The sequence below is a fragment of the Cellulosimicrobium sp. BMG9.22 genome (assembly GCF_059159975.1).
On the sequence record NZ_JBZGBY010000028.1, the window covers coordinates 24,844 to 47,590 of the forward strand.

Below are 22,747 nucleotides of genomic sequence, written 5' to 3' on the forward strand. Positions count from 1 at the left end.
GTCGCCACGGCCCTCCTGTCCTCCCGGCACCGGTCCCCGAGGTGCCGTGACCTCGCGGTCTGCGCCCCGGCGTCGGACACTGGGAGGAGGACGAGGACCGGTGACGCGATGGCCGAGGCCAGAGGACGTGTCCCCCGCACCGCGCAGGGCTCGAGCCCCCCGGGTGCGGAGGTGGGCGAGCGTGCGCCCGACGCGTTCGACCTCACGACCGCCTACGACCGCTGGGTGCCGCTCGTCCGCGCGGTCGTGTCACGGCGCCTGGGTGACCGGCTCGACGTCGAGGACGCCACGCAGCTCGTCTTCCTCGCCGCGTGGCGAGCGCGCGACCGGTTCGATCCCCGCCGCGGCGACCTGCCGGTCTGGTTGCTCGGCATCGCCCGCCACGTCACGGCGGACGTGCTCGCGGCGCGCGAGCGCGAGGCCCGACGGCGCGAGGCCGCGTCGCGTCGCCGCGTCCCGACGGCGGTCCCCGACCCGGCCGACGACGTCGCCGCACGCGTCGACCTGGAGGGCGAGCTCCGCCGTCTGGCACCGGAGCGTCGCCGCGTGGTGCGCCTCGTGTACGCGCACGACCGGACCCACGTCCAGGTCGCGGCCGAGACGGGCCTGCCCCTCGGCACGGTGAAGAGCCACGCGCGCCGCGGCCTCGCCCAGCTCCGCCGCCACCCCTGACTCGCCGAACACGACGTTGCTGTCGTCATCGCGCCGATGACGACACCAACGTCGTGCTCGACCGCGCGGAATCGCGGGCTCAGCCGAGCGTCGTCGGCACCCCGGCGTCGCCCTCCCCCGGCGTGGCGTCCAGCACGTGCTCCGCGAGGAACGCGAGCACCACCTGGTACCAGACCTTCGCGTGCTGCGGCTGCAGGATCCAGTGGTTCTCGTCCGGGTAGAACAGGAACCGGTGCACGGTGTCGCCGTCGGGGCCGGCAGGCAGACCCGACGTCGCGAGCAGCTCGTACCAGAGCCGCAGGCCCTCGCCGATCGGCACACGGTAGTCCTTGTCGCCGTGGATGACGAGCATCGGCGTGACGATGTCCTGGACGAACCGGTGCGGGCTGTTCTCGAGCGCCATCTCCGGCGTCATCTCACGCTGCCAGTAGTACGAGTGGTCGGTCGTCGGGCCGAACTGGTCGAGCGCCCACAGGCTCGCGTGCGTGACGATCGCGCGGAAGCGGTCGGTGTGCCCGGCGACCCAGTTCGCCATGTACCCGCCGAACGACCCGCCCATCGCGGCGGTGCGGGCGGCGTCGACGTCCGCCCGCGTCTCGACGGCGTCGGTGATCGCCATCAGGTCCGTGTACGGCGCCTTGCCCCATGCGCCCCAGCCGCGCTGGACGAAGTCCTGCCCGTACCCGGTCGACAGCGCAGGGTCCGGGAGCAGCACCGCGTACCCGCGCGCGACCATCAGCCACGGGTTCCAGCGCCAGCTCCACGCGTTCCACGAGCCGAGCGGCCCGCCGTGGATCCACAGGAGCAGCGGCGCCGGGTTCTCGGCCGACGCGCCGTGCGGCAGCGCGAGCCAGCCGCGCACGCGCGCGTCGTCCGACGCGGCGGTCTCGACGTCGACGAGCGAGCCCGGCAGGTCCGGTGTCGCGACGGGACCGCGCAGCGGTGTCGCAGGCACGGGGGTACGTGCCCCCGCCGCGCCCGAGTCGAGGAACGCGGCGAGGTCGATGCGCACCGGGTGCGAGGGCTCCAGGTAGCTCGTCCGCAGCGCGTACGCCGTGCGGCCGTCGGGCGCGACCTGCACGTCCGTGAAGACCGCGTCGTCGCTCGTCACGCGCTCGGCCGTCCCGTTTTCCACGATGCCGCTATCCACCGTGCTGCGCCCGGCCGGCCCGGACGGCGCGAAGGCGACGAGGAAGACCGGGCCGCGACCGTCGTCGTCGGCCGTGACGAGCAGGCCCGCGCCGTCGGGGAGCCAGCGCAGCGACGTGGGCCAGCGGTCCCAGTGCGGCGCGAGCGTCCGCGGCGTGGCGTGGTTCTCGGCCCGCGTGGTCGGCGAGTCGTCGTGGGCGGCGGCCGCTCCGGCCGGGCCGTCCGGCGCGTGCAGCGGCACGACGGCGAGGCTCTCCTCGGGGGCCTGGTGCGGCGTCGAGACGGTCTCCCGCACGAACGCGACCCACGCGCCGTCGGGCGAGATGCGGGGCCAGTGCACGAACGCGCCCGGCTCGTCGACGAGCGTGCGACGCTCGCCCGTCGCGGTGTCGATCGCGACGAGCGTCGTGCGGACCGTCGGCCCGGGACCGGGGACCTCCCACGTCGTGACGAGCGTCGTGCCGTCGGCGGACAGGTCGGCGGCGTGCTCGTGCAGCGCCCGGCCCGGGGCTGCGGCACCGTGCCCGACGGCGCGGCTCACGTCGCGCAGGTCGAGGAGCCGGGGGTCGGGGGTCGGGTCGGGGGCAGCGGCTCGCCCCACCTCCGCGCCGACCGTCGCTGCACCCGCCGCCGTGCCCTCGGCCGGCGCTCCGGTGGAGCCGGCGTCCGCGCTCGGGAACGGGCGCGCCGGCTCGTCGACGAGCGTCGTGAGGTCGCCGACGAAGCGGTGGTCCTCGTCCGGACCGCGGTCGTGGTCCCACTGACGCACCGGGTAGGCCGTGTGGAGGATCGCCGCGACCTTGGCGTCCTCGCGCGCCGACCGGAGCTCGGCGTCGTGCGCGAGGTCGCGAGCGCTCGGCAGCACCTTCGCTGCGACGGACACGACCGGCGCACCGCTCGCGGCGAGCGGGCTGCTCACGCCGGCCGGCGCCGTCGCGACGACGCGCGCCTCGCCACCCGCCCCGGGCAGGAGCCACAGCGCAGCCTTCGCGTCGTCGTCGGGCGAGGCGTCCGGGTCGGGGCGCGCGGACGTGAAGAGCACGTCGCCCGCGGCGGTGAACGTCGCGCTGGACTCGCCCTTCGCGCTGCGCGTGAGCCGGCGCGCGGGGGCCTCGCCGGCAGGGTCGACCTCCCACAACGCCGTGCGGTACCCGGTGCGCTTGTCGTCGAGGGTCTGGACGGTGGTGACCAGCCGCGTCCCGTCGGGCGAGAGCGCGAGACCCCCGACGCGCGGGATCGCGAGGTAGTGGTCGAGGTCGTGGAACGCGGTGTCGCCAGGCCCGTGGGCGGCGGAAGGGGCTCCGGTGTCGGACGAGGCAGAGGTGCCGGGCGCGGCGGCGTCGTTACTCACCCGTACGTCCTATCACGCCCCTCGCCGAACACGACGTTGCTGTCGTTACTCCGACGAGAAGGACACCGTTCCCGTGCTCGACGCCGCACAACGTCGTGCTCGGCCGACGTGCCGCTGACTGGTGAAGCTCTCACCTGCCGCCGACCGCCTTCGTCGTCCACAGGCCCGGCTCTGGACGCGCTTTCCACAACTCGTCCTGACGCTCGGACGACGCCCGGCCAGCGCTGATCGGATCGGGACATGCGCACGCTCACCGCGGTCCCGTCCGAGCTCCTCGCCGTCGCCACGCGCCAGGCCGGGCTCGTCTCCGCCACCCAGTGCGACGCGTTCGGGGTGAACGCCAACCGTCGTTCTCGCCTCGTCGACCAGCGACGCTGGTCGAGGCCGACCCGGGGCGTGTTCGACACCGCCCGTACCCCCGTCGTGCGGTCGAGCACCGCGCACGACCACCGCCGACTCCGGGCCGCGTGGCTCGCGCTGCTCGCGTACGGACCGGAGGCGATCGCCGTCGGGCCGTGCGCACTGGTCCTTCTGGGAGTCCAGGGTGTCGGTCGGGACGTCGTCCCTCAGGCCACGCTCCCCGGAGCGCGAGCGGCGGTGTCGCGGGACGGCATCCACCTCCGACAGTTCGACGACGGGATGACGGTCCAGCAGGTCGGCGGGCGCTACGTCGCGACTCCTGACTGGGCGGTAGCACAGACGGTGCCTGGAGCGACCCGGCCCGGCCGGATGACGACGACCCTGCGCCGTCAGCTGGTGCGAGAACGGGGTTCCGCGCCCTCGAGGACGAGGTTGATGTCGCTGTCCGCCGGATGACGACATCAACGTCGTGTTCGGCGGGGCAGGGCGAGCGGGTCAGCGGTCGTCGCGCTCCGACATCTTGGCGAGCATCGCGTTGTACTCGTGGAGCTCGGCGTCGCCGTCGCGGTCGGCCTGGCGGTCGCGGCGCTTGGCCTCGCGCTCGTCGGACCGCGTCCACATGACCGCGACGACGATCGCCAGGATCAGGGTCGGCAGCTCGCCGATGCCCCACGCGACCGCGCCGCCGCGCTGCTGGTCGACGATCGCGCTCGGCCCCCACTCGCGGCCCAGCAGCCCGAACCACTCGGGGACGAACAGGATCTCGCCCGTCGTCAGCGCGACGCCGAAGAACGCGTGGAACGCCATCGTCGCGAAGAGCAGGATGAGCCGCTGCGGGTACGGGGGCCGGTGCGGCCCGGGGTCGATCCCGACGAGCGCGTTCGCGAACAGGTACCCCGCGAGCGTGAAGTGCGCCAGCATCGCGAGGTGCCCGGCGTACGTCGTCAGCGCGTACTCGAACGCGGGCGTGTAGTAGAAGACGATCATCGACCCGGCGAAGTTCACCGCGGCGACGATCGGGTTGGCGAAGAACTGCCCCACGCGCGACGTCACGACGGCGAGCACCCACTCGCGCGGCCCGCGCGACCCGTCCTTGCGCGCCGGGACCGCGCGCAGCAGCAGCGTCACGGGAGCGGCGAGCACGAGGAAGATCGGCACGACCATCGCGAGGATCATGTGCTGGACCATGTGCGCGCTGAACAGCACGTGGCCGTACATCGCCGGCCCGCCGGACGTCACCCAGAAGAGGATGACGATCCCCACGCACCACGAGATCGTGCGGCCCACGGACCACCGGTCGCCGCGGCGCGCGAGCCGACGCACCCAGCCGAGGTAGACGACGAGCGCCGCACCGCACGCGAACGCGGGCAGCAGGTCCCAGCGCCACTGCGTGAACCAGAGCGCGAGCGTCGGCTCGGGCGGCAGCGCGTGCCCGGTGACCTGGTACGCGGCGGACGTGTCGACCGGCTCCTCCTGCGGCACCGGCGGCGCCGTCGACCCCAGCGCGACCGCGACCCCGGACACCGCGCCCATGATCGCGAGCTCCACCGCGACGAGGCGCCAGAACAGCCACCGGGTGCCCTCGGCGGCGGCGCCCGGGCTGCTCGTGGACGACGGCGCCCCGGCCTTGCCGGGACCGCTCACCGAGGCACGGTCCCCTCCCGGGCGACCGACCGCCGTCGGGCCGGCGAGGCGCCGCACGACGAGCTCGCGGTGCGCGAACCCGATCGCGCCGAGGACGATCAGGAGGGCGACCTTGGTGAGGAGAAGGATCCCGTAGTCGGTGGTCAGCGCGGCGAACGAGTCGACGCGGATCGTCGCGTTGGCGATCCCCGACACCCCGACGGCGACGTAGCACCAGAGCGCGACCGCGGAGTACCGCGCGACGGAGGCCGCGAGCTCGCCACGGCCCAGGCCCCCGCGTGCCCGCACGACGGCGAGCGTCCCCAGCCCGCCGACCCACAGGGCCGCACCGCCGAGGTGGAGGAACATCGACGACACGGCGAGCTCGTGGCTCACGGCGCCGGCCGCGTGCCCCGTGTTGGCCTGCAGCGCGATCGCGACGAGCGCGAGCGTCGCCGTCCACATCGCCGCCGCCGGGGTGCGCACGGCGAGCGCGAACGCCGAGGTCACCGCGGCGACGAGGACGATCGCGAGGTAGTTGCGCCCGAGGCTCACCTGCGAGACGAAGAGCCCGAGCTGGTCGCCGAACGTCGGACCGGTGACCGGCGTGCTCGAGATCGCGGAGTACCGCAGGACGACCTGCACGACCGTGAGCACCGCCCACGTCGCCGACGCCGCGCCCGCGACGCCGAGCGCCCTGCGCACCGACGTGCCCGCGGGCAGGACGCACGCCGCGAGCACGAGCGAGCCGAGCGTCAGCGCGACGGAGAGCTCGGTGAGCACGGTGACCACCGGGGCGCCGAGGCGCGCGAGCGCGCCCGGGTCGGGGAAGCCCGCCGGGACGGTGAACGCCGCCGAGAAGGCACCCGCGGCCAGCACTGCGACGACCGCGACGACGACGGCGAACGGTCCGGCGAGGACGAGCCACCACGGGTTCGCGGGTCGGGCGTCCGACGGCGCGGGGCGCAGGGCTGTCGAGGTCACCGCACCAGGGTATCGACCGCAGGCACCGCTCCGGTCGCCCGTCGCCCCGACCCGGGTGCCGGCGACGGCGCCGGGCGCGGGGGGAGCTCTCCCCACCCGGAGGCTGTGGACGGACCGGGGACGGGCCGGCCGCGCTGGCATACTGGGCCGGGTTCGCCGGGGGCTCGCGACGTCTCGTCCGCCCTCCCGGCCGCGCACGGGAACCCGACCCGCACGACCCGGAGGACGATCCATGGCCGCAGGGCACGGCAGCATCTCCACGCAGGACCTCGACCGCGCGAGCCACCTGCTCAAGCGGGTCGGGCAGGTCTTCGACCAGCGGGTCGTGGGCCAGGACGCGCTGCGCACGGCCCTCGTGAGCTCCCTGCTCGCGGGCGGGCACATCCTGCTGGAGTCGGTCCCCGGTCTCGCCAAGACGACGGCGGCGCAGACGCTCGCGGCGTCGATCGACGGCTCGTTCCACCGCATCCAGTGCACCCCGGACCTCATGCCGAACGACATCGTCGGCACGCAGATCTACAACTACGCGAACGGCGAGTTCGCGACGCAGCTCGGCCCCGTGCACGCGAACGTCGTGCTGCTCGACGAGATCAACCGCTCCTCGGCGAAGACCCAGTCCGCGATGCTCGAGGCGATGCAGGAGAAGCAGACGTCGATCGGCGGCGAGAACTACCCGCTGCCCGACCCGTTCATGGTGCTCGCGACGCAGAACCCCATCGAGGAGGAGGGCACATACGTGCTTCCCGAGGCCCAGATGGACCGCTTCCTCATGAAGGAGGTGCTCACGTACCCGACGCCGCAGCAGGAGCTCGAGATCCTCCAGCGCGTCGCGACCGGGCAGATGACGCAGCCCATCACCGCGCAGCCGATCTCCCTGGACGACGTCCGCTTCCTGCGCGGCCTCGTCGACGACGTCTACGTGGACGACTCGATCAAGCGGTACGTCGTCGACCTCATCAACACGACGCGCTTCTCCGGCCCGCGCCCGATCCCCGGGTTCGACCGGCACGTGCGCGTCGGCGCCTCGCCGCGCGGCGGCATCGCGCTCATGCGCGTCGGCCAGGCGCTGGCGATCCTCGCGGGGCGCGCGTTCGTCATCCCCGACGACATCAAGGCCGTGCGGTACTCGGTGCTGCGCCACCGCCTCGTGCGCACGTTCGACGCGCTCGCGAACAACGTCCCGCCGGAGCAGCTCGTGGACGCGGTGTTCGACGCCGTCCCGACGCCCTGAGCGACCCCTCACCCTCTCGAGAGAGCAGCACGTGCCCGACGTCTCCCGTCTCGCCCAGGTCCGGGCCCGGCTCGACCTCCCGGTCGCGCGCCGAGCGTCGGGCCTGCTCGAGGGGCGCCACCGCTCGGTGTTCAAGGGGCACGGGCAGGACTTCGACGACCTGCACCTGTACGCCCCGGGCGAGGACGTGGGCGACATCGACTGGAAGTCGTCGGCCCGCGCGGGCATCCCGGTCGTGCGGCGCTTCGTGCGCGAGTCGAACCTCAACCTCGTGCTCGTCGTCGACTCCGGCCGCACGATGGGCGCGACCGCGCCGAGCGGCGAGACCAAGGCGGAGGTCGCGAGCTTCTGCTGCGCGCTCGTCGCCTACCTCGCGCGCGACCGCGGCGACCGGGTGGCGCTCGTCGCGGGCGACGCGGAGCGCCTCGTGCAGCTCCCGCCGCGCGCGAGCACGCAGGACCTCGAGGTGCTCCTGCGCACGGTCGAGGACCTGTGGCGCCCCGACGCGCCCGCGAACGACCTCGCGCGCCCGCTCGACCGGGCGCTCACCGCGTTCCGCCGGCGCTCGCTCGTCGTCGTCGTGACCGACGAGGCGCGACCCGCGGCTGAGCACGAGCAGCTCCTGCGCTCGCTGCGCGTGCGCCACGAGGTCATGGTCGTCCAGGTCGCGGACCTCTCCCCCGTGAGCGCCGGCGCGCCCGCCCCCTCACGAGGTAGAGGCGTGGTCCGCCGAGGTAGAGGCGTGGTCACGGACCAGGGCTCTACCTCGCGGCACCAGGGCTCTACCTCGGCGGTCGAGGTGGTCGACGTCGACGGGACGCTGCGGCTCCCCCCGTTCCTGCGCGGCCGGGCCGCGCTCGCCGCGTCCGCTGTGGAGGCCGTCGCCGCGCGTCGTGCCGAGGTCGCCGAACGGCTGCGCGCGCTCCAGGTGGAGGGCGTGCTCGTCGAGGGGTCGGACGACGTCGTGCAGCGGTTCGTCGAGCTCCTGGGGAGGCAGAAGCGTGCCCGTCGATGAGCTCGTCGACCCCGTGGGCTACTCGGGGTGGTGGACCGCGCTGGGGATCGTCCTGGTCCTCGCGGCGGCGGCCGTCGTGTTCGGAGTGTTCTGGCTGACGCGCGCCCGCGCGGAGGAGAAGGCGCTGGCGGCGCAACGGCCCGCCCCGTTGCTGCCCACCGGCCCGTACGACCCCTACGCCGAGCTGCGCGCCGAGTACGAGCAGCGCCTCGACGCGGTCGCCGAGCGGTTCCGCGCCGGCAAGCTCGACGAGCGCACGCTGCACCTCGCGCTCTCGGCCGAGATGCGCGGCTTCGCGACCGGTCGCCTCGGCCAGGACGCATCGTCCATGACGCTCTCGGAGATCCAGCAGCTCAGCGAGGCCGGGCGCCTCACGCAGCTCATCGCGCGCTACTACCGCCCGTCGTTCGCCGACCACGACAACGACCCCGCGGCCCGCTCGACGGACGCCGAGGACTCGATCGACCGCGCCCGATCGGTGGTGCGCGGATGGTGAGCCTCCCGGTGTCGGCGAGCGCCGCCGTCGTGCCCGGGCCCCAGGGCCCGTCGATCCTGTGGCCGTGGGTGTGGGCGGCGCTCGTCGTCGCGGTGCTCGCCGCGGGCGCGGTCGCGTGGTGGCTCGCGCGCCGCCGTCAGGCACGTGCGGCGGAGCGTGACGTGCTGTGGGTCGCGAACACCGACTACCTCGCGCGCGTGCCGGAGTTCGCCTCCTGGCTGCGCCGCTACCGCGTGCTGCAAGGGCTGACGGCGGCCGGGCTGCTCGTCGCGGTCGTCGGCGCCGGGGCCGTGGCCGCGCGCCCGGTGGAGACGGACGTCGTCGTGGACCGGCTGGGCACGCGCGACATCGTGCTGTGCCTCGACGTCTCGGGCTCGATGATCGAGTACGACGGCGCGGTGCTCAAGGTCTTCCAGGAGCTCGTGGACAACTTCGAGGGCGAGCGCATCGCGCTGTCGATCTTCAACTCCTCGTCCCGCACGGTCTTCCCGCTCACGGACGACTACACGCTCGTCCGGGACCAGCTCCAGGCCGGGATCGACGCGCTCGACAAGGACCCGTCGACGTTCGACTACACGGGCGGCTCGGACGACGCGGAGATCCTCGAGTTCGCCCAGTTCACCGCGGGCACGACGGCGAACCTCGCGGGCGCGAGCCTCATCGGCGACGGCCTCGCGAGCTGTGCGCTGCAGTTCGATGCGGAGGAGACGGAGCGCTCGCGCTCGATCATCCTCGCGACCGACAACTACGTGTCCGGCGAGCCCATCTACACGCTGCCGCAGGCGGCGGACCTCGTCGCCTCGCGCGACATCACGCTGCACGGCATCTTCGGCGGCTCGCAGCGCTACGAGGGCACGCCCGAGGAGAGCGAGTACCGCGACGTCGTCGAGTCCGGCGGCGGCCTGTACTTCCTCGCCGACGACCCCGGCGCCGTGCAGGGGATGGTGGACGACGTCGTCGCGCAGCAGGCCGTCGAGCTCGACGCCTCCCCCGAGGTGATCGTCACGGACCGGCCCGCGGGCTGGTTCCTCGTCGCGATCCTCGGCGTGGGGCTGCTGCTCGTCGTCGCGTGGCGGTTGCGGGAGTGAGGCGACCATGAACCTGACGCTCCAGCCGCTCGTGCCCGTGTGGGCGCTCGCGCTCCTCGTCCTCCCCCTGCTCGGCCTCACCGTGTGGCAGGCGGTCGTCGCGGGGCGGCCCGGGCCCGACGGCGTCGCCCGCCCCGGAGCGCCGCGCGCGGCCTGGGTACGCCGCTCCGGCGCGGTCGTCCTGCTCGCCGTGATCGGCCTCGGTCCGTCGATCCCGTCGACCGACCGCGACACGTCGGTCGCGAACGTCGACATGTTCTTCGTCGTGGACCGCACCGGGTCGATGGCGGCCGAGGACTACGGGCCGGAGGGCGGTCAGGAGCGGCTCGACGGCGTCCGGCACGACATCGCGAGCCTCACCGAGGCGATCCCCGGCGCGCGGTACTCCGTCATCTCGTTCGACTCGCAGGCGTCGCGCCAGCTCCCGCTGACGACCGACGCGCGCGCGATCACGTCGTGGGCGGACACGTTCCACCGGGAGATCACCCGCTACTCGCAGGGCTCGCTCACGGACCGTCCGCTCGACGAGCTGCGCTCCGCGCTCGAGGGCTCGGCCCAGCAGCACCCCGCCAACGTGCGCCTCGTCTTCTTCCTCACCGACGGCGAGCAGACGGCGGAGGGCGAGCCGCGGTCGTTCGCCGAGCTGGCGCCCCTGGTCGACGGCGGCGCCGTGCTCGGCTACGGCACCGCCGAGGGCGGTCGTATGAAGGAGTACGACCCCGACGCGGAGCCCGAGGACGCGGAGTACATCATCGACTGGTCGCAGCCGAGCGAGGACGGCGAACCGGCCGAGGCGCTGTCCGTGCTCGACGAGGAGACGCTCACCGCGCTCGCCGACCAGCTCGGCGTGCCGTACGTGCACCGCACCGAGCCGACCGAGACCGCCTCGCTCGTCGCCGGGGTCGACCCGCAGCAGGTGGCCGCCGACGGGCGCCGCGACGTCACCGCCTACCGGCCCGTCGTCTGGCCGTTCGCGCTCGCGCTCGTGGCGCTGCTCGGGCTCGAGGCGTGGTTCTGGTCGCGGTCGGCGAGCCGGTCGCTCGTGCGCCCGGGTGCGCCACGCGAGACGGAGCTGCGCCGATGACCTGGACCCCGCCACCCACACCGCCGCCGGGCGCGCGCACACCGGGCCCGACCGGTGCGGCCGCGCTCCGGGCCACGCGCCTGCGTCGTCGCAGGTGGTGGCTCCTCGGGACGCTGCCGGTCGTCGTCGCGCTGCTGGTCCTCGGGTTCAAGCTCGCGTTCCTCGCGCCCGTCGCGTCGTTCGCGAAGGACCAGTACGACGACGGCGACGCGCCGGGGGCGGCGAACACCTACGGGATCCAGCGGACCCTCAACATCGTCGAGCCGTGGACGGCGCACTACAACCACGGGACGGCGCTCGCCCGGTCCGAGGAGTCGTGGGCCCTGTACGACGCGATCACGTCGCTCGACCGCGCCTACGACCTCGCGGAGCACGAGACGCCCGAGGAACGCTGCATGATCCAGACCAACCTCTCGCTCGCGTACGAGCTCACGGGCGATCAGGACATGGCCTACGCGGACGGCAAGGCGGCCGAGCTCGCGCTCGTCGAGGAGGCGATCGCCGCGCGCGACGCCGGTCTCCCGTACGACGAGGCGGTGCTCGACCCGTACGGCGACGGCACCGAGGTGGACCCCGAAGCGCTGCGTCAGGACGTGCAGGACTGGTACGAGTACGCGGAGCAGGAGTACGCGACGGCCGAGCAGATCCGTGGCTGGCCCGACTGCGGCGAGTCCGAGCAGACGCCCGAGCAGGAGGAGCAGAACGACGCCGCCGAGCAGCGCCTGCAGGACAAGCAGCAGCAGGCGGAGGACTCCCAGCCCGAGAACCAGGGTGGAGGCGACACGGGCGAGGGCTCCGAGGGCGACGAGCAGTCCGAGGCGTCGGGTGGTGAGGGCGGCGAGGGTTCCGAGGGCGAGGACCAGCAGAGCCAGGCCGAGCGCGAGGAGCAGCAGCGCCAGGAGCGGCTCGAGGAGCAGGGCTCGGAGGCGCGCGACGAGCAGGAACGCCTCGAGCAGGAGTACCGCGACCTCTACGGCGACGAGCCCGGGACCGGCACCGACCCGGGCGACGGCAGCGGCGGCACGACGAAGAACTGGTGACCCGCCCGCCGACGTAGAACTCTGGTCCACCGAGGTAGAGCTCTGGTCCGCCCGCCTCGGGCGGATCAGTCGTCCAGACCCTCGACGAGCAGCGTGCGTGGGCCCGGGCCCTCGTCGCCGAGGGCGTCCCGCGGGTTGACCAGCACGCACCTGCGCAGCGACAGGCAGCCGCAGCCGATGCAGTCCGTGAGGTGGTCGCGCAGCCGCGTGAGCTGCTCGATGCGGGCGTCGAGGTCGGCGTGCCACCCGGCCGAGAGCCGGTGCCAGTCCTTCGCGGTCGGTGTGCGGTCGCCCGGGAGCGTGGCGAGCGCGTCGCGGATGCGGGCGAGCGGGATCCCGACGCGCTGGGACGCGCGCACGAACGCGACGCGGCGCAGCGTCTCGCGCGCGAAGCGCCGCTGGTTGCCTGACGTCCGGCGGCTCGCGATGAGCCCCTCGCGCTCGTAGAAGTGCAGCGCCGAGACCGCGACCCCGCTGCGCGAGGCGAGCTGACCGACGGTGAGCTCGTCGCTCGGGGACGGGACGTCGTCGGGCACCTGCTGCGCTCCTCACCGCACCGGGCCCTACGCGAGACCGGGTGCTTGACCTCAACAATTGTTGAGGTTCGACACTAGCAGGGCGCGCCCGCCGGGTGCGCGGACCCATCACCTGCACGCCCCGAGGAGCCCACCGTGGACGCCATCCGCCTGCACGCGTTCGGACCGCCCGAGAACCTCGTCCTCGACCAGGTCCCCGACCCGGTCCCTGGACCCGGCCAGGTGCGCGTCGCCGTGCGCGCGCACGGCGTGCACCTGCTCGACACGACGCTGCGCCGCGGCGAGGCCGACGGCGGGCCGCTCCCGCTCCCGGAGCTCCCCACCGTCCCGGGGCGCGAGGTCGCGGGCGTCGTGGACGCCGTCGGGCCAGGGGTCGACGCCGGATGGCGCGGCCGGCGCGTCGCGGCGCACCTCGGCGCCACGCCCGACGGCGGCGGGTACGCCCGGCTCGCCGTCGTCCCGGTCGAGGCGCTGCACCGCATCCCCGACCACCTCACCGCCCCCGACGCGATCGCGATGATCGGGACGGGCCGCACCGCCGTCGGCATCCTCGACCTCGCCGAGCTCACCGCTGCGCACACGGTCGTCGTCACGGCCGCCGCGGGCGGCCTCGGCACGCTGCTCGTGCAGAGCGCGCTCGCCGTCGGGGCACGCGTCGTCGCGCTCGCCGGCGGGCCGGAGAAGACCACCCTGGTCCGGTCCCTCGCGGACGGGGCCGCGGCGGATCCCGACGGCGCAGCCCGACTCGTCGCGATCGACTACCGGGCGGACGGCTGGCTCGAGGAGGCGCGCACCGCCGTCGGACGCTCGACCGGGCACCTTGACGGCGCGACCGTGCTGCTGGACGGCGTCGGCGGCGACCTCGGGACCGACGCAGCGGGCCTCGTCGGCGCGAGCGGGAGGATCGTCCTCTTCGGCTGGTCGTCGGGCGCACCGAACCGCGCGGCCGGGCTGCACGACGGGCCGCAGGGCCGTGACGTCGACCACCCCGCCGAGAATTCCGGGGCAAAGGCCCTGACGCCCGACGTACGGTGGGCCGTAGGACCTCAGGCCCGACCCTGGGGAGACCTGTTCGCCCTGCAGGAGCGCGCACTCGCGCTCGCGGCGGACGGGACGTGGCGCGTCGTCACCCACCAGGTGCCCTTCGCGGAGGCGGCGCGCGCCCATCGCGAGCTCGAGGAGCGCGCGACCACCGGAAAGGTCGTTCTCGTATGACGGAGCCGAACCCCGCGCGGACCCTCGTGCCCGACGCGGACGAACGTCTGCCCGCGCCGGGCACGAGCGTAGGCGCGCCCCCGGGCGACACGGGGAAGGACGGGCCGCTCTCGCCCGCGACGCAGCGCACCGTGCTGTTCGGCATGGTCGCGTTCGTGTTCCTCGGTGCGTTCGAGGCGCTCGCGGTGGCGACCGCGATGCCGACGGTCGCCGTCGAGCTCGACGGGCTCACCCTGTACACGCTCGCGTTCGCCGGCTCGCTCGCGTCGAGCGTCGTCGGCATGGTCGCCTCGGGGCGCTGGAGCGACCGCTCCGGCCCGACGGCGCCGCTGTGGACCGGGATCGGCCTCTTCCTCGCCGGGCTGCTCGTCGCGGGATTCGCACAGGACATGCTCGTCCTCGTCGCCGGGCGCGTGCTCCAGGGCGTCGGCACCGGCCTCTACATCGTCGCGCTCTACGTGCTCGTCGCGCGGGTCTTCCCCGCCGACCGCCGCCCGAAGGTGTTCGCGGCGTTCGCCGCCGCGTGGGTGATCCCGTCCATCGTCGGCCCGGCCATCGCCGGGCTGGTCGTCGAGCACGTCGGTTGGCGGTGGGTCTTCCTCGCCGTGCCGGTGCTCGCGGTGCCCGCGCTCGTGCTCATGCGGCCGGGCATGCGTGCCGCGCGCGGCTGGTCGCCGGACGAGCCGGGCGACGCGGACCACGACGCCGAGCCGCCGCTCGACCGGACCGCTCGCCAGGCGTCGCTCGCGTGGGCGGTCGTGGCCGCCGTCGGGATCGGGGCGCTCAACTACGCCGGCCAGCTCCGCGGCGTCGGTCTGGCCGTGCTGCTCGTCGCAGCGCTCGTCGCCGTCGCGCTCGCCGTCCCGCGGCTGCTCCCGCCGGGCACGACGCACGCCGCGCGCGGCCTGCCGAGCGTCATCGCCATCCGTGGGCTCGTCGCCGCCGCGTTCACGGGTGCCGAGGTGCTGCTCCCGCTCCTGCTGTCGCACGAGCGCGGCCTCGCACCGTCGCTCGCCGGCGCGATCCTCACGTTCGGCGCCGTCGGCTGGTCGACGGGGTCGTGGCTGCGTGGTCGCGCGACCTGGGGGCTCGCGCACGCGGGGTACGTCCGGCTCGGCGGGACGTTCGTCGCCCTGGGCATCGCCGGTGCGGCGCTGCTGGCCTGGACGGCCGTGCCGCCCGTCGTCGGGATGGTCGCGTGGACGTTCGCGGGCCTCGGCATGGGCATGACCCACCCGACCCTGTCGGTGCTCACGCTCGAGCTGTCGCCCGTCGCGGAGCAGGGCGCGAACTCGTCGGCTCTCCAGGTGTCAGACGCCGTCGCCGCCGCCACCGCGCTCGCCGTCACCGGCTCGCTCCTGTGGGCCCTGCATCCGACGCTCGGCCTCGCGTCCTACGTCGTGTGCTTCGGCGTCACGGTGCTCCTCGCCGCCGGCGTCGCCCTCCTCGCCCCGCGCACCCGCCCCACCCTCACGACGTAGCAACCTTGCCCGCCGAGGTAGAACCCTGGTCATGCCCGAGGGCGCGTGGCTGGCTTTGGGTGGTCGGGGTGGATGGTGGTGCCGCGTCTACCATCCGCCGCTCGTTCCTCGCGGCTCCCGCCAGGCCCACCACGACGCGGCACCACCACCCACCCCGACCGGCGTCGTCTCACCTTGGTCTGCGCTCGGCCGGGCGACCGCCCGGGTGCTGTGCCCCGCCGGTCGGGCGGCTCGCCCCGACGCGGGGGAACCTGGCTCGGTGTCGTCGAGAAGTGAGAAATGGTCCCAGAATCGCGCGATTCCGGGGCCGTTTCTCACTTCTCGGCCTCGGGAAGGGGCGACGCCTCGTCAGCGCCGGCCAACTGCCCTCGGCCGGCCGGACCGCTTCCTGGCGGACCACGTCTCTACCTCGCGCGACCGGGCCTCTACCTCGGCGGGCCCGGGCCTGTGGCCGCCGGACTCGCTGCCCGGGGTGAGGTGCCGGTGGAGCGGTGGGGGTGAGCTCGGTGGCGAAGGGGCGTCAGAGCCGCGCTCCCAAGACCCTTGCCCGAGCGACCAGGGCGATGGCGCGGCAGCCCCGAGCGCCGAGCCCACCCGCGGGTCTGAGACGCGACCACGGCTCTACCTCAGCGGACCAGGCCTCTACCTCGGCGGACCAGGCCTCTACCTCGGCGGACCGGGGTTCTACCTCGGCGGGGTCGGGAGAGTGGCGACGGCGGTGGCGTAGCGGTCGAGGACGATCTCGGTGAGGCGGGCGTCCGGGGCAAGGGGCGCCGTCACGACGTCGGCGCCGACCTCGAGCACGCGGTCGTAGAAGTAGCCCGGCGCGAGGAGGTAGGCGGCGACGACGACACGCGCGCCCGGCGCGAGGGCGGCGCGAGCGGCCGCGACAGCGTCCCGGACGGACGGCTTCGCCATGGCGCCGTAGCCGACGCTCACCGGACCGGCGTGACGCTCGCGCAGCCCTGCGGCGAGCTCCTCGACGTCGCGCGCGGCGCCCGGGCGGCTGGATCCGGCGGCGGCGATCACGACGGCGTCGTCCGGACGCACGCCGGCCTCTGCGAGCCGGTCGGCGAGCAGGTCGACGAGACGGGGGTCCGGGCCGAGCGGTGTCGCGGCGGCGGCGCTCCCCGTCCCGGGACCGCGGTCCGCGACCGACTCCGCGACGTCGACGCTCACGTGGAAGCCGCCCGACAGGAGCAGCGGCACGACGACGGCGTCGCGCGGCACGACCGCCGGATCGACCTGGGGGACGCCGGACTCACGGACAGCGCCCGCTCCCGACCACGGCTCCGGCTCCGGCCTCGAGCCCGACCCCGGCTTCGACCCCGGCTCGGCGTCGGGAGCGACGACCGACGTCACGACGTCGGCGACCTCGGGGAGCTGCACGTCGACGAACGCCTCGCGGACGTCGAGGTCGGGGCGCGCGGCGCGGACGTCGTCGAGCAGGGCCTGGATCACCGCGCGGCCGGTGAGGTCGCTCGTGCCGTGGGAGCACCCGATGAGCACCGGTGCGGAGCCCGTCCCCGCCGCAGCGAGCGCGTCGGGGGACCGCTCGGCCGACCGGTCCGACGACGGCCCCGACGGGAAGGACAGGATCTCCGTGCTCATGCGAGCTCCAATCGGTATCCGCGCTTGACGACGGTCTTCACGAGATCGCGGCGACCCGTCGCGTCGCGCAGGCGTGCGACGGCGACCTCGGCGGCGTGCGGGTCGCGCGAGTCGCCGGGCAGGACGTCGAGCACGTCGTCGCGCGTGACGACCTCCCCGCGCCGGGCGGCGAGGAGCCGCAGCACCTCGAGGCTGCTCGGGGACAGCGGAAGCACCTCGCCGTCGAGGACGGCGACGCGCGAGCGGATCTGCAGGACGCCCGCGACGGTCGTCAGCGCGAGGGTCTCGGCCTGCTCGTAGTGGGCGACGAGCGCGCGGACGAGCGCGCCCAGGCGCCCGCGCTCCGGCTGCAGGGGCGTGATGCCGCGGTGCTCGAGCGGCTTCGCGGTGATCGGCCCGACGGCGGCCGCGACCATCGACCCGTCCCGGAACCGCGAGACGACCAGCCGCCCGACGCCGTGCTCCTCGGCCGCGCTCAGCCACGCCTCCGCGCCAGGGGCGGACGTGAACACGACCGCGTCGATCTCCCCGACGGCTGCGGCCTCGACGGACGCCCGCAGCGCCTCCGGGTCCGGCGGCGGGCCCCACCGGTAGACGACGAGGCTCGCGACGTCGGCGCCCGCCTCGGCGAACACGACGTCGAGGCCGTCGGCGCCGGCCCCGTGGTGCTGGATCGCGATGCGCAGCCCGGCGACCCCCTCGCCGAGCAGCACGTCGGCGATCTCCGCGGACGTCTCGGACTCCGCGACCCAGTCGGCGGTGAGACCGGCGGCCTGGATGGCGCCGCGCGCCTTGGGCCCGCGCGCGACGATCCGTGCGTCGGCGAGCACCTCGAGCAGGCGGTCGGCGATCCCGTGGGCGTCGGCGGCCTCGATCCACGACCGGAAGCCGATGCCGGTCGTCACGACGACGACGTCCGGCGGGCGCTCGATCAGGTCCCGCGTCCCGGCGAGGAGCTGCTCGTCGTCGGCGTGCGGGATCATGCTCAGCGCGGGCGCGTGCCGGACCTCGGCGCCGCGGCGCTGGAGCGCGGACGCGAGCTCGCTCTTGCGGCGGTCGGCCGTGACGAGGACCGTGCAGCCGGCCATGACCTGCCCGAGCGCCGGGCGTGCGCCCGCGCCGTCGGCCGCGAGATCGACCCGTGCGTCCGAGATCGGCCCTCCGTGGGTCGACGTCGTGACGGGCGGGTCGACCTCGGCGCCGTGAGTGCTGCTCACGCGAACGTCGCCGGGTCGAGCCGCCCCTCCGCGGCGACGTCCCCCATCACGATGATCGCCGGGGCCCGGACCCCGACCTGGGTCGCGCGCTCCACGACATCCCCGAGCGGCGCGCGCGTCACGCGCTGGCGCGGCGTCGAGCCGCTCTCGACGATCGCGACGGGCAGCGCAGGGTCGGCCCCGGCGTCGAGCGCCTGGGCCGTGATGCGGGAGAGCTGTGAGACACCCATGAGGACCACCAGCGTAGCCGTGCGGTCGCGCACCCCGGCGAGCGCGGCGTCGTCGAGCCCCTCGTGGCCGCTGATGACATGGAACGCGGCGACCGTCCCGCGGTGCGTGAGCGGGATGCCCGCGAGCGCCGGGACGCTCAGCGCGCTCGACACGCCCGGGACGACGTCGACCGGCACGCCCGCCTCGCGGCACGCGATCACCTCTTCGCCGCCGCGGCCGTAGACGAACGGGTCGCCGCCCTTGAGCCGCACGACGTGGCGCCCGCGCTGCGCCTGCTCGACGAGGATCGCGTTGATCTCGTGCTGGGGCACGGGGTGGTTCCCGGGCGTCTTGCCGACGTCGATCACCTCGACGCCGGGAGCGAGCTCGTCGAGCACGTCGACCGGGCCCAGCCGGTCCGCGACGACGACGTCCGCCTCCGCGAGCGCACGGCGTCCCCGGACGGTGAGCAGGTCGACCGCGCCGGGCCCGCCGCCCACGAGGGTCACGCGACCGAGCCCGCCCACGACCGGGCGGCGGCGACGCTGGTCCGCCCCGCCCGAGCGCAGGTGCTCCGCGATCGCGTCGCGCACGGCGCGGGCCCGCCGGGGGTCCGCACCGCCGTCGGGCCGCTGCTCCACCGAGCTGTCAGCAGCTCGTCGCTGTGGAACACGACCAGCTGCTGACAGGTGCGTCGGGGGGACGTCGGTCACGACGCCGACGAGCACGTCGCCGCTGTGGGTGGTGGCGGGGGTTCGTGCAGTGCCCTCGTGCGCGGCCCCGGCGTTCACGCACCACGTGCGGCGCGCGGCCGACCACGCGGCGACCGCGCGGTTGGTGCCCGAGTCGTCCGTCGCGGCGAGCACGAGCCACGCGTCGTCGACGTCGGACTCGCGGACCTCGCGCGGCGCCCAGGTGACGCGACCGCTCAGGGGAGCGCCGCCGTCGGGCAGCTGCGGTGAGAGCAGCGGCGCGTGCAGCGACGCGGCGACGAGGTCGCGCAGGTCCTCGCAGACCTGGGGCGCGACCACGCGGACGTGCGCGCCGTCGTCGGCCATGGCCCGCGCGCGGCGCGCGGCGACGGGACCGCCGCCGGCGACGAGCACGGTGCGACCCCCGAGGTCGAGGCCGAGGAGCGTCGTCACGACGCCTCCCGAGGTCCGTCCGCCGGAGCGGTCGGCCGCGTCGCCACGTGCACGACGCCGTCGCGCACCTCGACGGGCCACGTCGCCAGGTCCGGGGCCAGGCCCTGGACGGGCACGTACCCGGCGGCCTCGAGGCACCGCCCCGTCGCGAGGTCGAAGACCTGCTTGTACATGGGCCCGGCCACGGTGGGCACTCCCCCGCGCGTCCCGACGATCCCGCGGGACATGACGTTCGCGCCCGAGTACGGGTCTCGCTGCTGCACGACGCGCACGGTGTCGTCCGGGAGCCGGAACAGCGCCACCTGGACCCCGCCGACCAGCGCGGCGGCCCCGCGCTCCACGAGCAGGTCGCGCACGAGGCACACCCGCTCCCACTCGGTACCCTCGCCGAGCCCCGCCTCGTCCCCGGACGACACCGGGGCCTGCTCTGCTGACACGACGCTCATCGACGGACCTCCAGGGTGGTGCCGGCGATCACGACGGGCCCGGCGGGGACGGTGGCGAGACCCGCGGCGCGGGCCTCCTCCAGGGCGGCGCGCTCGTCCGCCGTCGCGGGGCGGATCTGGCCGCGCTCGGTGACGTACGCGAGGTCGGGGTCGGGCTCGGCGGGCGCGTTGACGAACGAGCCGAAGCGGCGCAGCTTCTCCGGGTCCTCGAGGACCGCGCGCCACTCGTCCTCGTAGTCGCCGACGTGGCGGGCCATCGCGGCGTCGAGGTCGGCGCCGATCCCGAGCGAGTCCTCGAGGATGACCTCGCGGATCGCGTCGAGCCCGCCCTCGTAGTCCTCGACCCAGACCGCCGTGCGCTGCAGGCGGTCCGCCGTGCGGATGTAGTACATGAGGAAGCGGTCGATCGCGCGGATCATCGCCTCGTCGTCGAGGTCCTCCGCGAGGAGCTGCGCGTGACGCGGCGTGAACCCGCCGTTGCCGCCGACGTACACGTTCCAGCCCTTGTCCGTCGCGATGACGCCGACGTCCTTGCCGCGCGCCTCCGCGCACTCGCGCGCGCACCCCGAGACGCCGAGCTTGATCTTGTGCGGCGAGCGCAGGCCGCGGTACCGCAGCTCGAGCTCGACGGCCATGCCGACCGAGTCCTGCACGCCGTAGCGGCACCACGTCGACCCGACGCACGACTTCACGGTGCGCAGCGACTTGCCGTACGCGTGCCCGGACTCGAACCCGTGCTCGACGAGCCGGCGCCAGATGAGCGGGAGCTGCTCGATCCGCGCGCCGAACATGTCGATGCGCTGGCCGCCCGTGATCTTCGTGTAGAGCCCGAAGTCCTTGGCGACCTGTCCGATGACGAGCAGGCCGTCGGGCGTGATCTCGCCGCCGGGGATGCGCGGGACGACGGAGTACGTGCCGTCCTTCTGCATGTTCGCCATGACGTGGTCGTTGGTGTCCTGGAGCGTCGCCTGCTCGCCCGTCAGGATGTGGCCGTTGCCGAGCGACGCGAGGATCGACGCGACGGTCGGCTTGCAGATGTCGCAGCCGCGGCCGGCGTCGCGCACCAGGACCGCGCCCTGGGTGTCGGTCACCGGCTCGGGAACCCGCCCGAACCGCCCGATGATCTCGCTGAACGTGTGCAGCTCCGCGACACGCACCGCGTCGAAGAGCTGCGCACGGGAGAGCTCGAAGTGCTCGCACAGCGCGTTCGACACCTCGACGCCCGCCCGGGCGAGCTCGGTCGTCGTGATCTTCTTGACGAGCGGGAGGCACGACCCGCACGACGTCCCGGCGCGCGTGCACGCCTTGACCCCCGCGAGGTCGGTGCACTCGTGCTCCGTGACGGCGGCGCGGATCGTGCCCGCGCTGACGTTGTTGCACGAGCAGACCGTGGCGTCGTCGGGCAGCTCGAGCGCCGGCGCCCCCTGCGCGCCGGCCCCCTCCGGGAGGAGGAACAGACCCGGGTCCCCGGGCAGCTCCGCCCCGAGCATCGGGCGCAGCGACGCGTACGGCGACGCGTCGCCGACGAACACGCCGCCGAGCAGAGTGCGCGCGTCGTCGGACAGGACGAGCTTCTTGTAGACGCCCGCGACCGGGTCGGCCCAGACGAGCTCCATCGCGCCCTCGGTGCGGCCGAACGCGTCGCCGAAGCTCGCGACGTCGACGCCCTGCAACTTGAGCTTGGTGGCCGTGTCGGCGCCGGGGAACGTCGCCTCGCCCCCGAGCAGGCGGTCCGCGACGACCTCCGCCATCGCGTAGCCCGGCGCGACGAGGCCGATGCAGCGGCCCTCGATGCACGCGACCTCGCCCACGGCCCAGACGTGCTCGTCGGCCGTGCGGCACGCGAGGTCGACGACGGCGCCGCCGCGCTCCCCGACCTCCAGGCCGGCAGCCCGAGCGAGCTCGTCGCGCGGCCGCACGCCCGTCGCGACGACGACGACGTCCACGTCGAGCCGGCCGCCGTCGGCGAAGTCCAGGCGCCCCACGTGGCCGGTCTTGCGCGAGACCTTCATCTCCTTGGTGCCCGTGTTGCAGCGCACCGCGATGCCCATGCCGTTGATGAGCCGCTTGAGCGCCTCGCCGCCGCCGAGGTCGATCTGCGCGTCCATCATGTGCGTGCCGAACTGGATGACCGTGGCCTGCGCGCCGAGCGCCTTGAGCGCGCCCGCCGCCTCGAGGCCGAGCAGGCCGCCGCCGATGACCGCGCCGCGCACCGGGCGCTCCCAGCCGCCCTCCGTCGTCGCGTTGCGGCGCTTCTCCTCGACCCAGCCGCGCAGCGCCGCGACGTCGTCGATCGTGCGGTAGACGAACACGCCCGGCAGGTCGTTGCCCGGGATGGGCGGCATCGCCGCATTGGAGCCGGTCGCGAGGACGAGCTCGTCGTACGCGTGGACCCGGCCCAGCCGGTCCGTGACGGTCTTCGTCTCGCGGTCGATCGACGTCACCGCGCAGTCGCGGTGCAGCGTGACGAGCGGGTCGTCCCACAGGGCCGGGTCGCCGAGCGTGAGCTCGTCGGCGTCGCGCGCCGAGAAGTAGCTCGTCAGCGCGACGCGGTCGTACGGCTTGCGCGGCTCCTCGGCGAAGAGCGAGACGCGCCACGTGCCGTCGGTGTCGCGGGCACGCAGGGCCTCGACGAGGCGCTGCGCGACCATGCCGCCGCCGACGACGACGAGGTGCCGGGGCGCTGCGGGCGCGCTCTGCTCGGGGGCGGGATCGGTCTGAGGTCCGGTCACGTCGGGCTCCTGGGGTCGATCGGGGGCGGGAAGCCACCCTCCTGGCGGACGCCCGGGCGAT

18 protein-coding genes are annotated in these 22,747 nt (G+C 74.7%); 10 read left to right on the forward strand and 8 right to left on the reverse strand.

All coding sequences use genetic code 11. From position 1 onward, the window contains the following. Nucleotides 1-108 precede the first annotated feature (108 nt). Nucleotides 109-672, forward strand: a complete 564-nt coding sequence (locus AC4H2H_RS16240) for an RNA polymerase sigma factor (protein WP_494371859.1) — start codon at nt 109-111, stop codon at nt 670-672. 79 nt (nt 673-751) lie between these two features. On the opposite strand, the gene AC4H2H_RS16245 is transcribed toward AC4H2H_RS16240, so the two are convergent. After that, nucleotides 752-3,172 carry a S9 family peptidase gene (locus AC4H2H_RS16245; RefSeq protein WP_494371860.1) on the reverse strand — a complete coding sequence of 807 codons (2,421 nt, stop codon included), beginning with the start codon at nt 3,170-3,172 and terminating at the stop codon, nt 752-754. 240 nt (nt 3,173-3,412) lie between these two features. On the opposite strand from AC4H2H_RS16245, the gene AC4H2H_RS16250 reads away from it, so the two are divergent. Then, complete coding sequence (locus tag AC4H2H_RS16250) at nt 3,413-3,988, forward strand: hypothetical protein (protein WP_494371861.1); 576 nt, start codon at nt 3,413-3,415, stop codon at nt 3,986-3,988. A gap of 39 nt (nt 3,989-4,027) precedes the next feature. On the opposite strand, the gene AC4H2H_RS16255 is transcribed toward AC4H2H_RS16250, so the two are convergent. Continuing rightward, nucleotides 4,028-6,139 (reverse strand): bifunctional copper resistance protein CopD/cytochrome c oxidase assembly protein, encoded by a 2,112-nt coding sequence (locus AC4H2H_RS16255; RefSeq protein ID WP_494371862.1) that lies wholly within the window; start codon nt 6,137-6,139, stop codon nt 4,028-4,030. Between the two features lie 232 nt (nt 6,140-6,371). Here AC4H2H_RS16255 and AC4H2H_RS16260 point away from each other — a divergent pair, with 232 nt between their 5' ends. From AC4H2H_RS16260 to AC4H2H_RS16285, 6 genes are read left to right on the forward strand one after another with little or no spacing between them, the layout of a single operon-like run. Continuing rightward, nucleotides 6,372-7,370: an AAA family ATPase gene (locus AC4H2H_RS16260; RefSeq protein WP_494371863.1), complete on the forward strand. Its 999-nt coding sequence runs from the start codon at nt 6,372-6,374 to the stop codon at nt 7,368-7,370. Between the two features lie 31 nt (nt 7,371-7,401). After that, nucleotides 7,402-8,385 (forward strand): DUF58 domain-containing protein, encoded by a 984-nt coding sequence (locus AC4H2H_RS16265; protein ID WP_494371864.1) that lies wholly within the window; start codon nt 7,402-7,404, stop codon nt 8,383-8,385. After that, a complete protein-coding gene (locus tag AC4H2H_RS16270) occupies nt 8,372-8,881 on the forward strand; it encodes a hypothetical protein (protein WP_494371865.1) in 510 nt (169 codons plus the stop codon). Before AC4H2H_RS16265 ends, AC4H2H_RS16270 begins: the two co-directional genes overlap by 14 nt. Next, nucleotides 8,875-9,969, forward strand: coding sequence for a VWA domain-containing protein (locus AC4H2H_RS16275; protein WP_494371866.1), 1,095 nt, complete (start codon nt 8,875-8,877; stop codon nt 9,967-9,969). Before AC4H2H_RS16270 ends, AC4H2H_RS16275 begins: the two co-directional genes overlap by 7 nt. A gap of 7 nt (nt 9,970-9,976) precedes the next feature. Next, nucleotides 9,977-11,053, forward strand: coding sequence for a vWA domain-containing protein (locus AC4H2H_RS16280; protein ID WP_494371867.1), 1,077 nt, complete (start codon nt 9,977-9,979; stop codon nt 11,051-11,053). Beyond that, entirely contained in the window at nt 11,050-12,093 is a 1,044-nt protein-coding gene (locus tag AC4H2H_RS16285) for a hypothetical protein (protein ID WP_494371868.1), read from the forward strand. Before AC4H2H_RS16280 ends, AC4H2H_RS16285 begins: the two co-directional genes overlap by 4 nt. Before the next feature lie 65 nt (nt 12,094-12,158). Here the strand turns inward: AC4H2H_RS16285 and soxR are convergent, their stop codons facing one another. Then, entirely contained in the window at nt 12,159-12,629 is a 471-nt protein-coding gene (soxR, locus tag AC4H2H_RS16290) for a redox-sensitive transcriptional activator SoxR (protein WP_494371869.1), read from the reverse strand. A gap of 135 nt (nt 12,630-12,764) precedes the next feature. Between soxR and AC4H2H_RS16295 the strand changes: the two genes are divergently transcribed. Next, complete coding sequence (locus tag AC4H2H_RS16295; protein ID WP_494371870.1) at nt 12,765-13,844, forward strand: alcohol dehydrogenase catalytic domain-containing protein; 1,080 nt, start codon at nt 12,765-12,767, stop codon at nt 13,842-13,844. Continuing rightward, a complete protein-coding gene (locus AC4H2H_RS16300; RefSeq protein ID WP_494371871.1) occupies nt 13,841-15,325 on the forward strand; it encodes an MFS transporter in 1,485 nt (494 codons plus the stop codon). Before AC4H2H_RS16295 ends, AC4H2H_RS16300 begins: the two co-directional genes overlap by 4 nt. Before the next feature lie 684 nt (nt 15,326-16,009). Here the strand turns inward: AC4H2H_RS16300 and AC4H2H_RS16305 are convergent. The 5 genes from AC4H2H_RS16305 to nirB form a co-directional block, all read right to left on the reverse strand. Continuing rightward, nucleotides 16,010-16,936 carry a sirohydrochlorin chelatase gene (locus tag AC4H2H_RS16305; RefSeq protein WP_494371872.1) on the reverse strand — a complete coding sequence of 309 codons (927 nt, stop codon included), beginning with the start codon at nt 16,934-16,936 and terminating at the stop codon, nt 16,010-16,012. Further along, nucleotides 16,933-18,024 (reverse strand): uroporphyrinogen-III synthase, encoded by a 1,092-nt coding sequence (locus AC4H2H_RS16310; protein ID WP_494371879.1) that lies wholly within the window; start codon nt 18,022-18,024, stop codon nt 16,933-16,935. The genes AC4H2H_RS16305 and AC4H2H_RS16310 overlap by 4 nt, the downstream gene beginning before the upstream one ends. Nucleotides 18,025-18,149: 125 nt before the next feature. Further along, nucleotides 18,150-19,508, reverse strand: coding sequence for a uroporphyrinogen-III C-methyltransferase (gene cobA, locus AC4H2H_RS16315; RefSeq protein WP_494371873.1), 1,359 nt, complete (start codon nt 19,506-19,508; stop codon nt 18,150-18,152). Continuing rightward, the gene (nirD, locus tag AC4H2H_RS16320; protein WP_494371874.1) at nt 19,505-19,954 is read right to left on the reverse strand and encodes a nitrite reductase small subunit NirD; all 450 of its coding nucleotides are present in this window, start codon (nt 19,952-19,954) and stop codon (nt 19,505-19,507) included. Before nirD ends, cobA begins: the two co-directional genes overlap by 4 nt. Next, the gene (gene nirB / locus AC4H2H_RS16325; RefSeq protein WP_494371875.1) at nt 19,951-22,686 is read right to left on the reverse strand and encodes a nitrite reductase large subunit NirB; all 2,736 of its coding nucleotides are present in this window, start codon (nt 22,684-22,686) and stop codon (nt 19,951-19,953) included. Before nirB ends, nirD begins: the two co-directional genes overlap by 4 nt. Between the last annotated feature and the right edge of the window lie 61 nt (nt 22,687-22,747).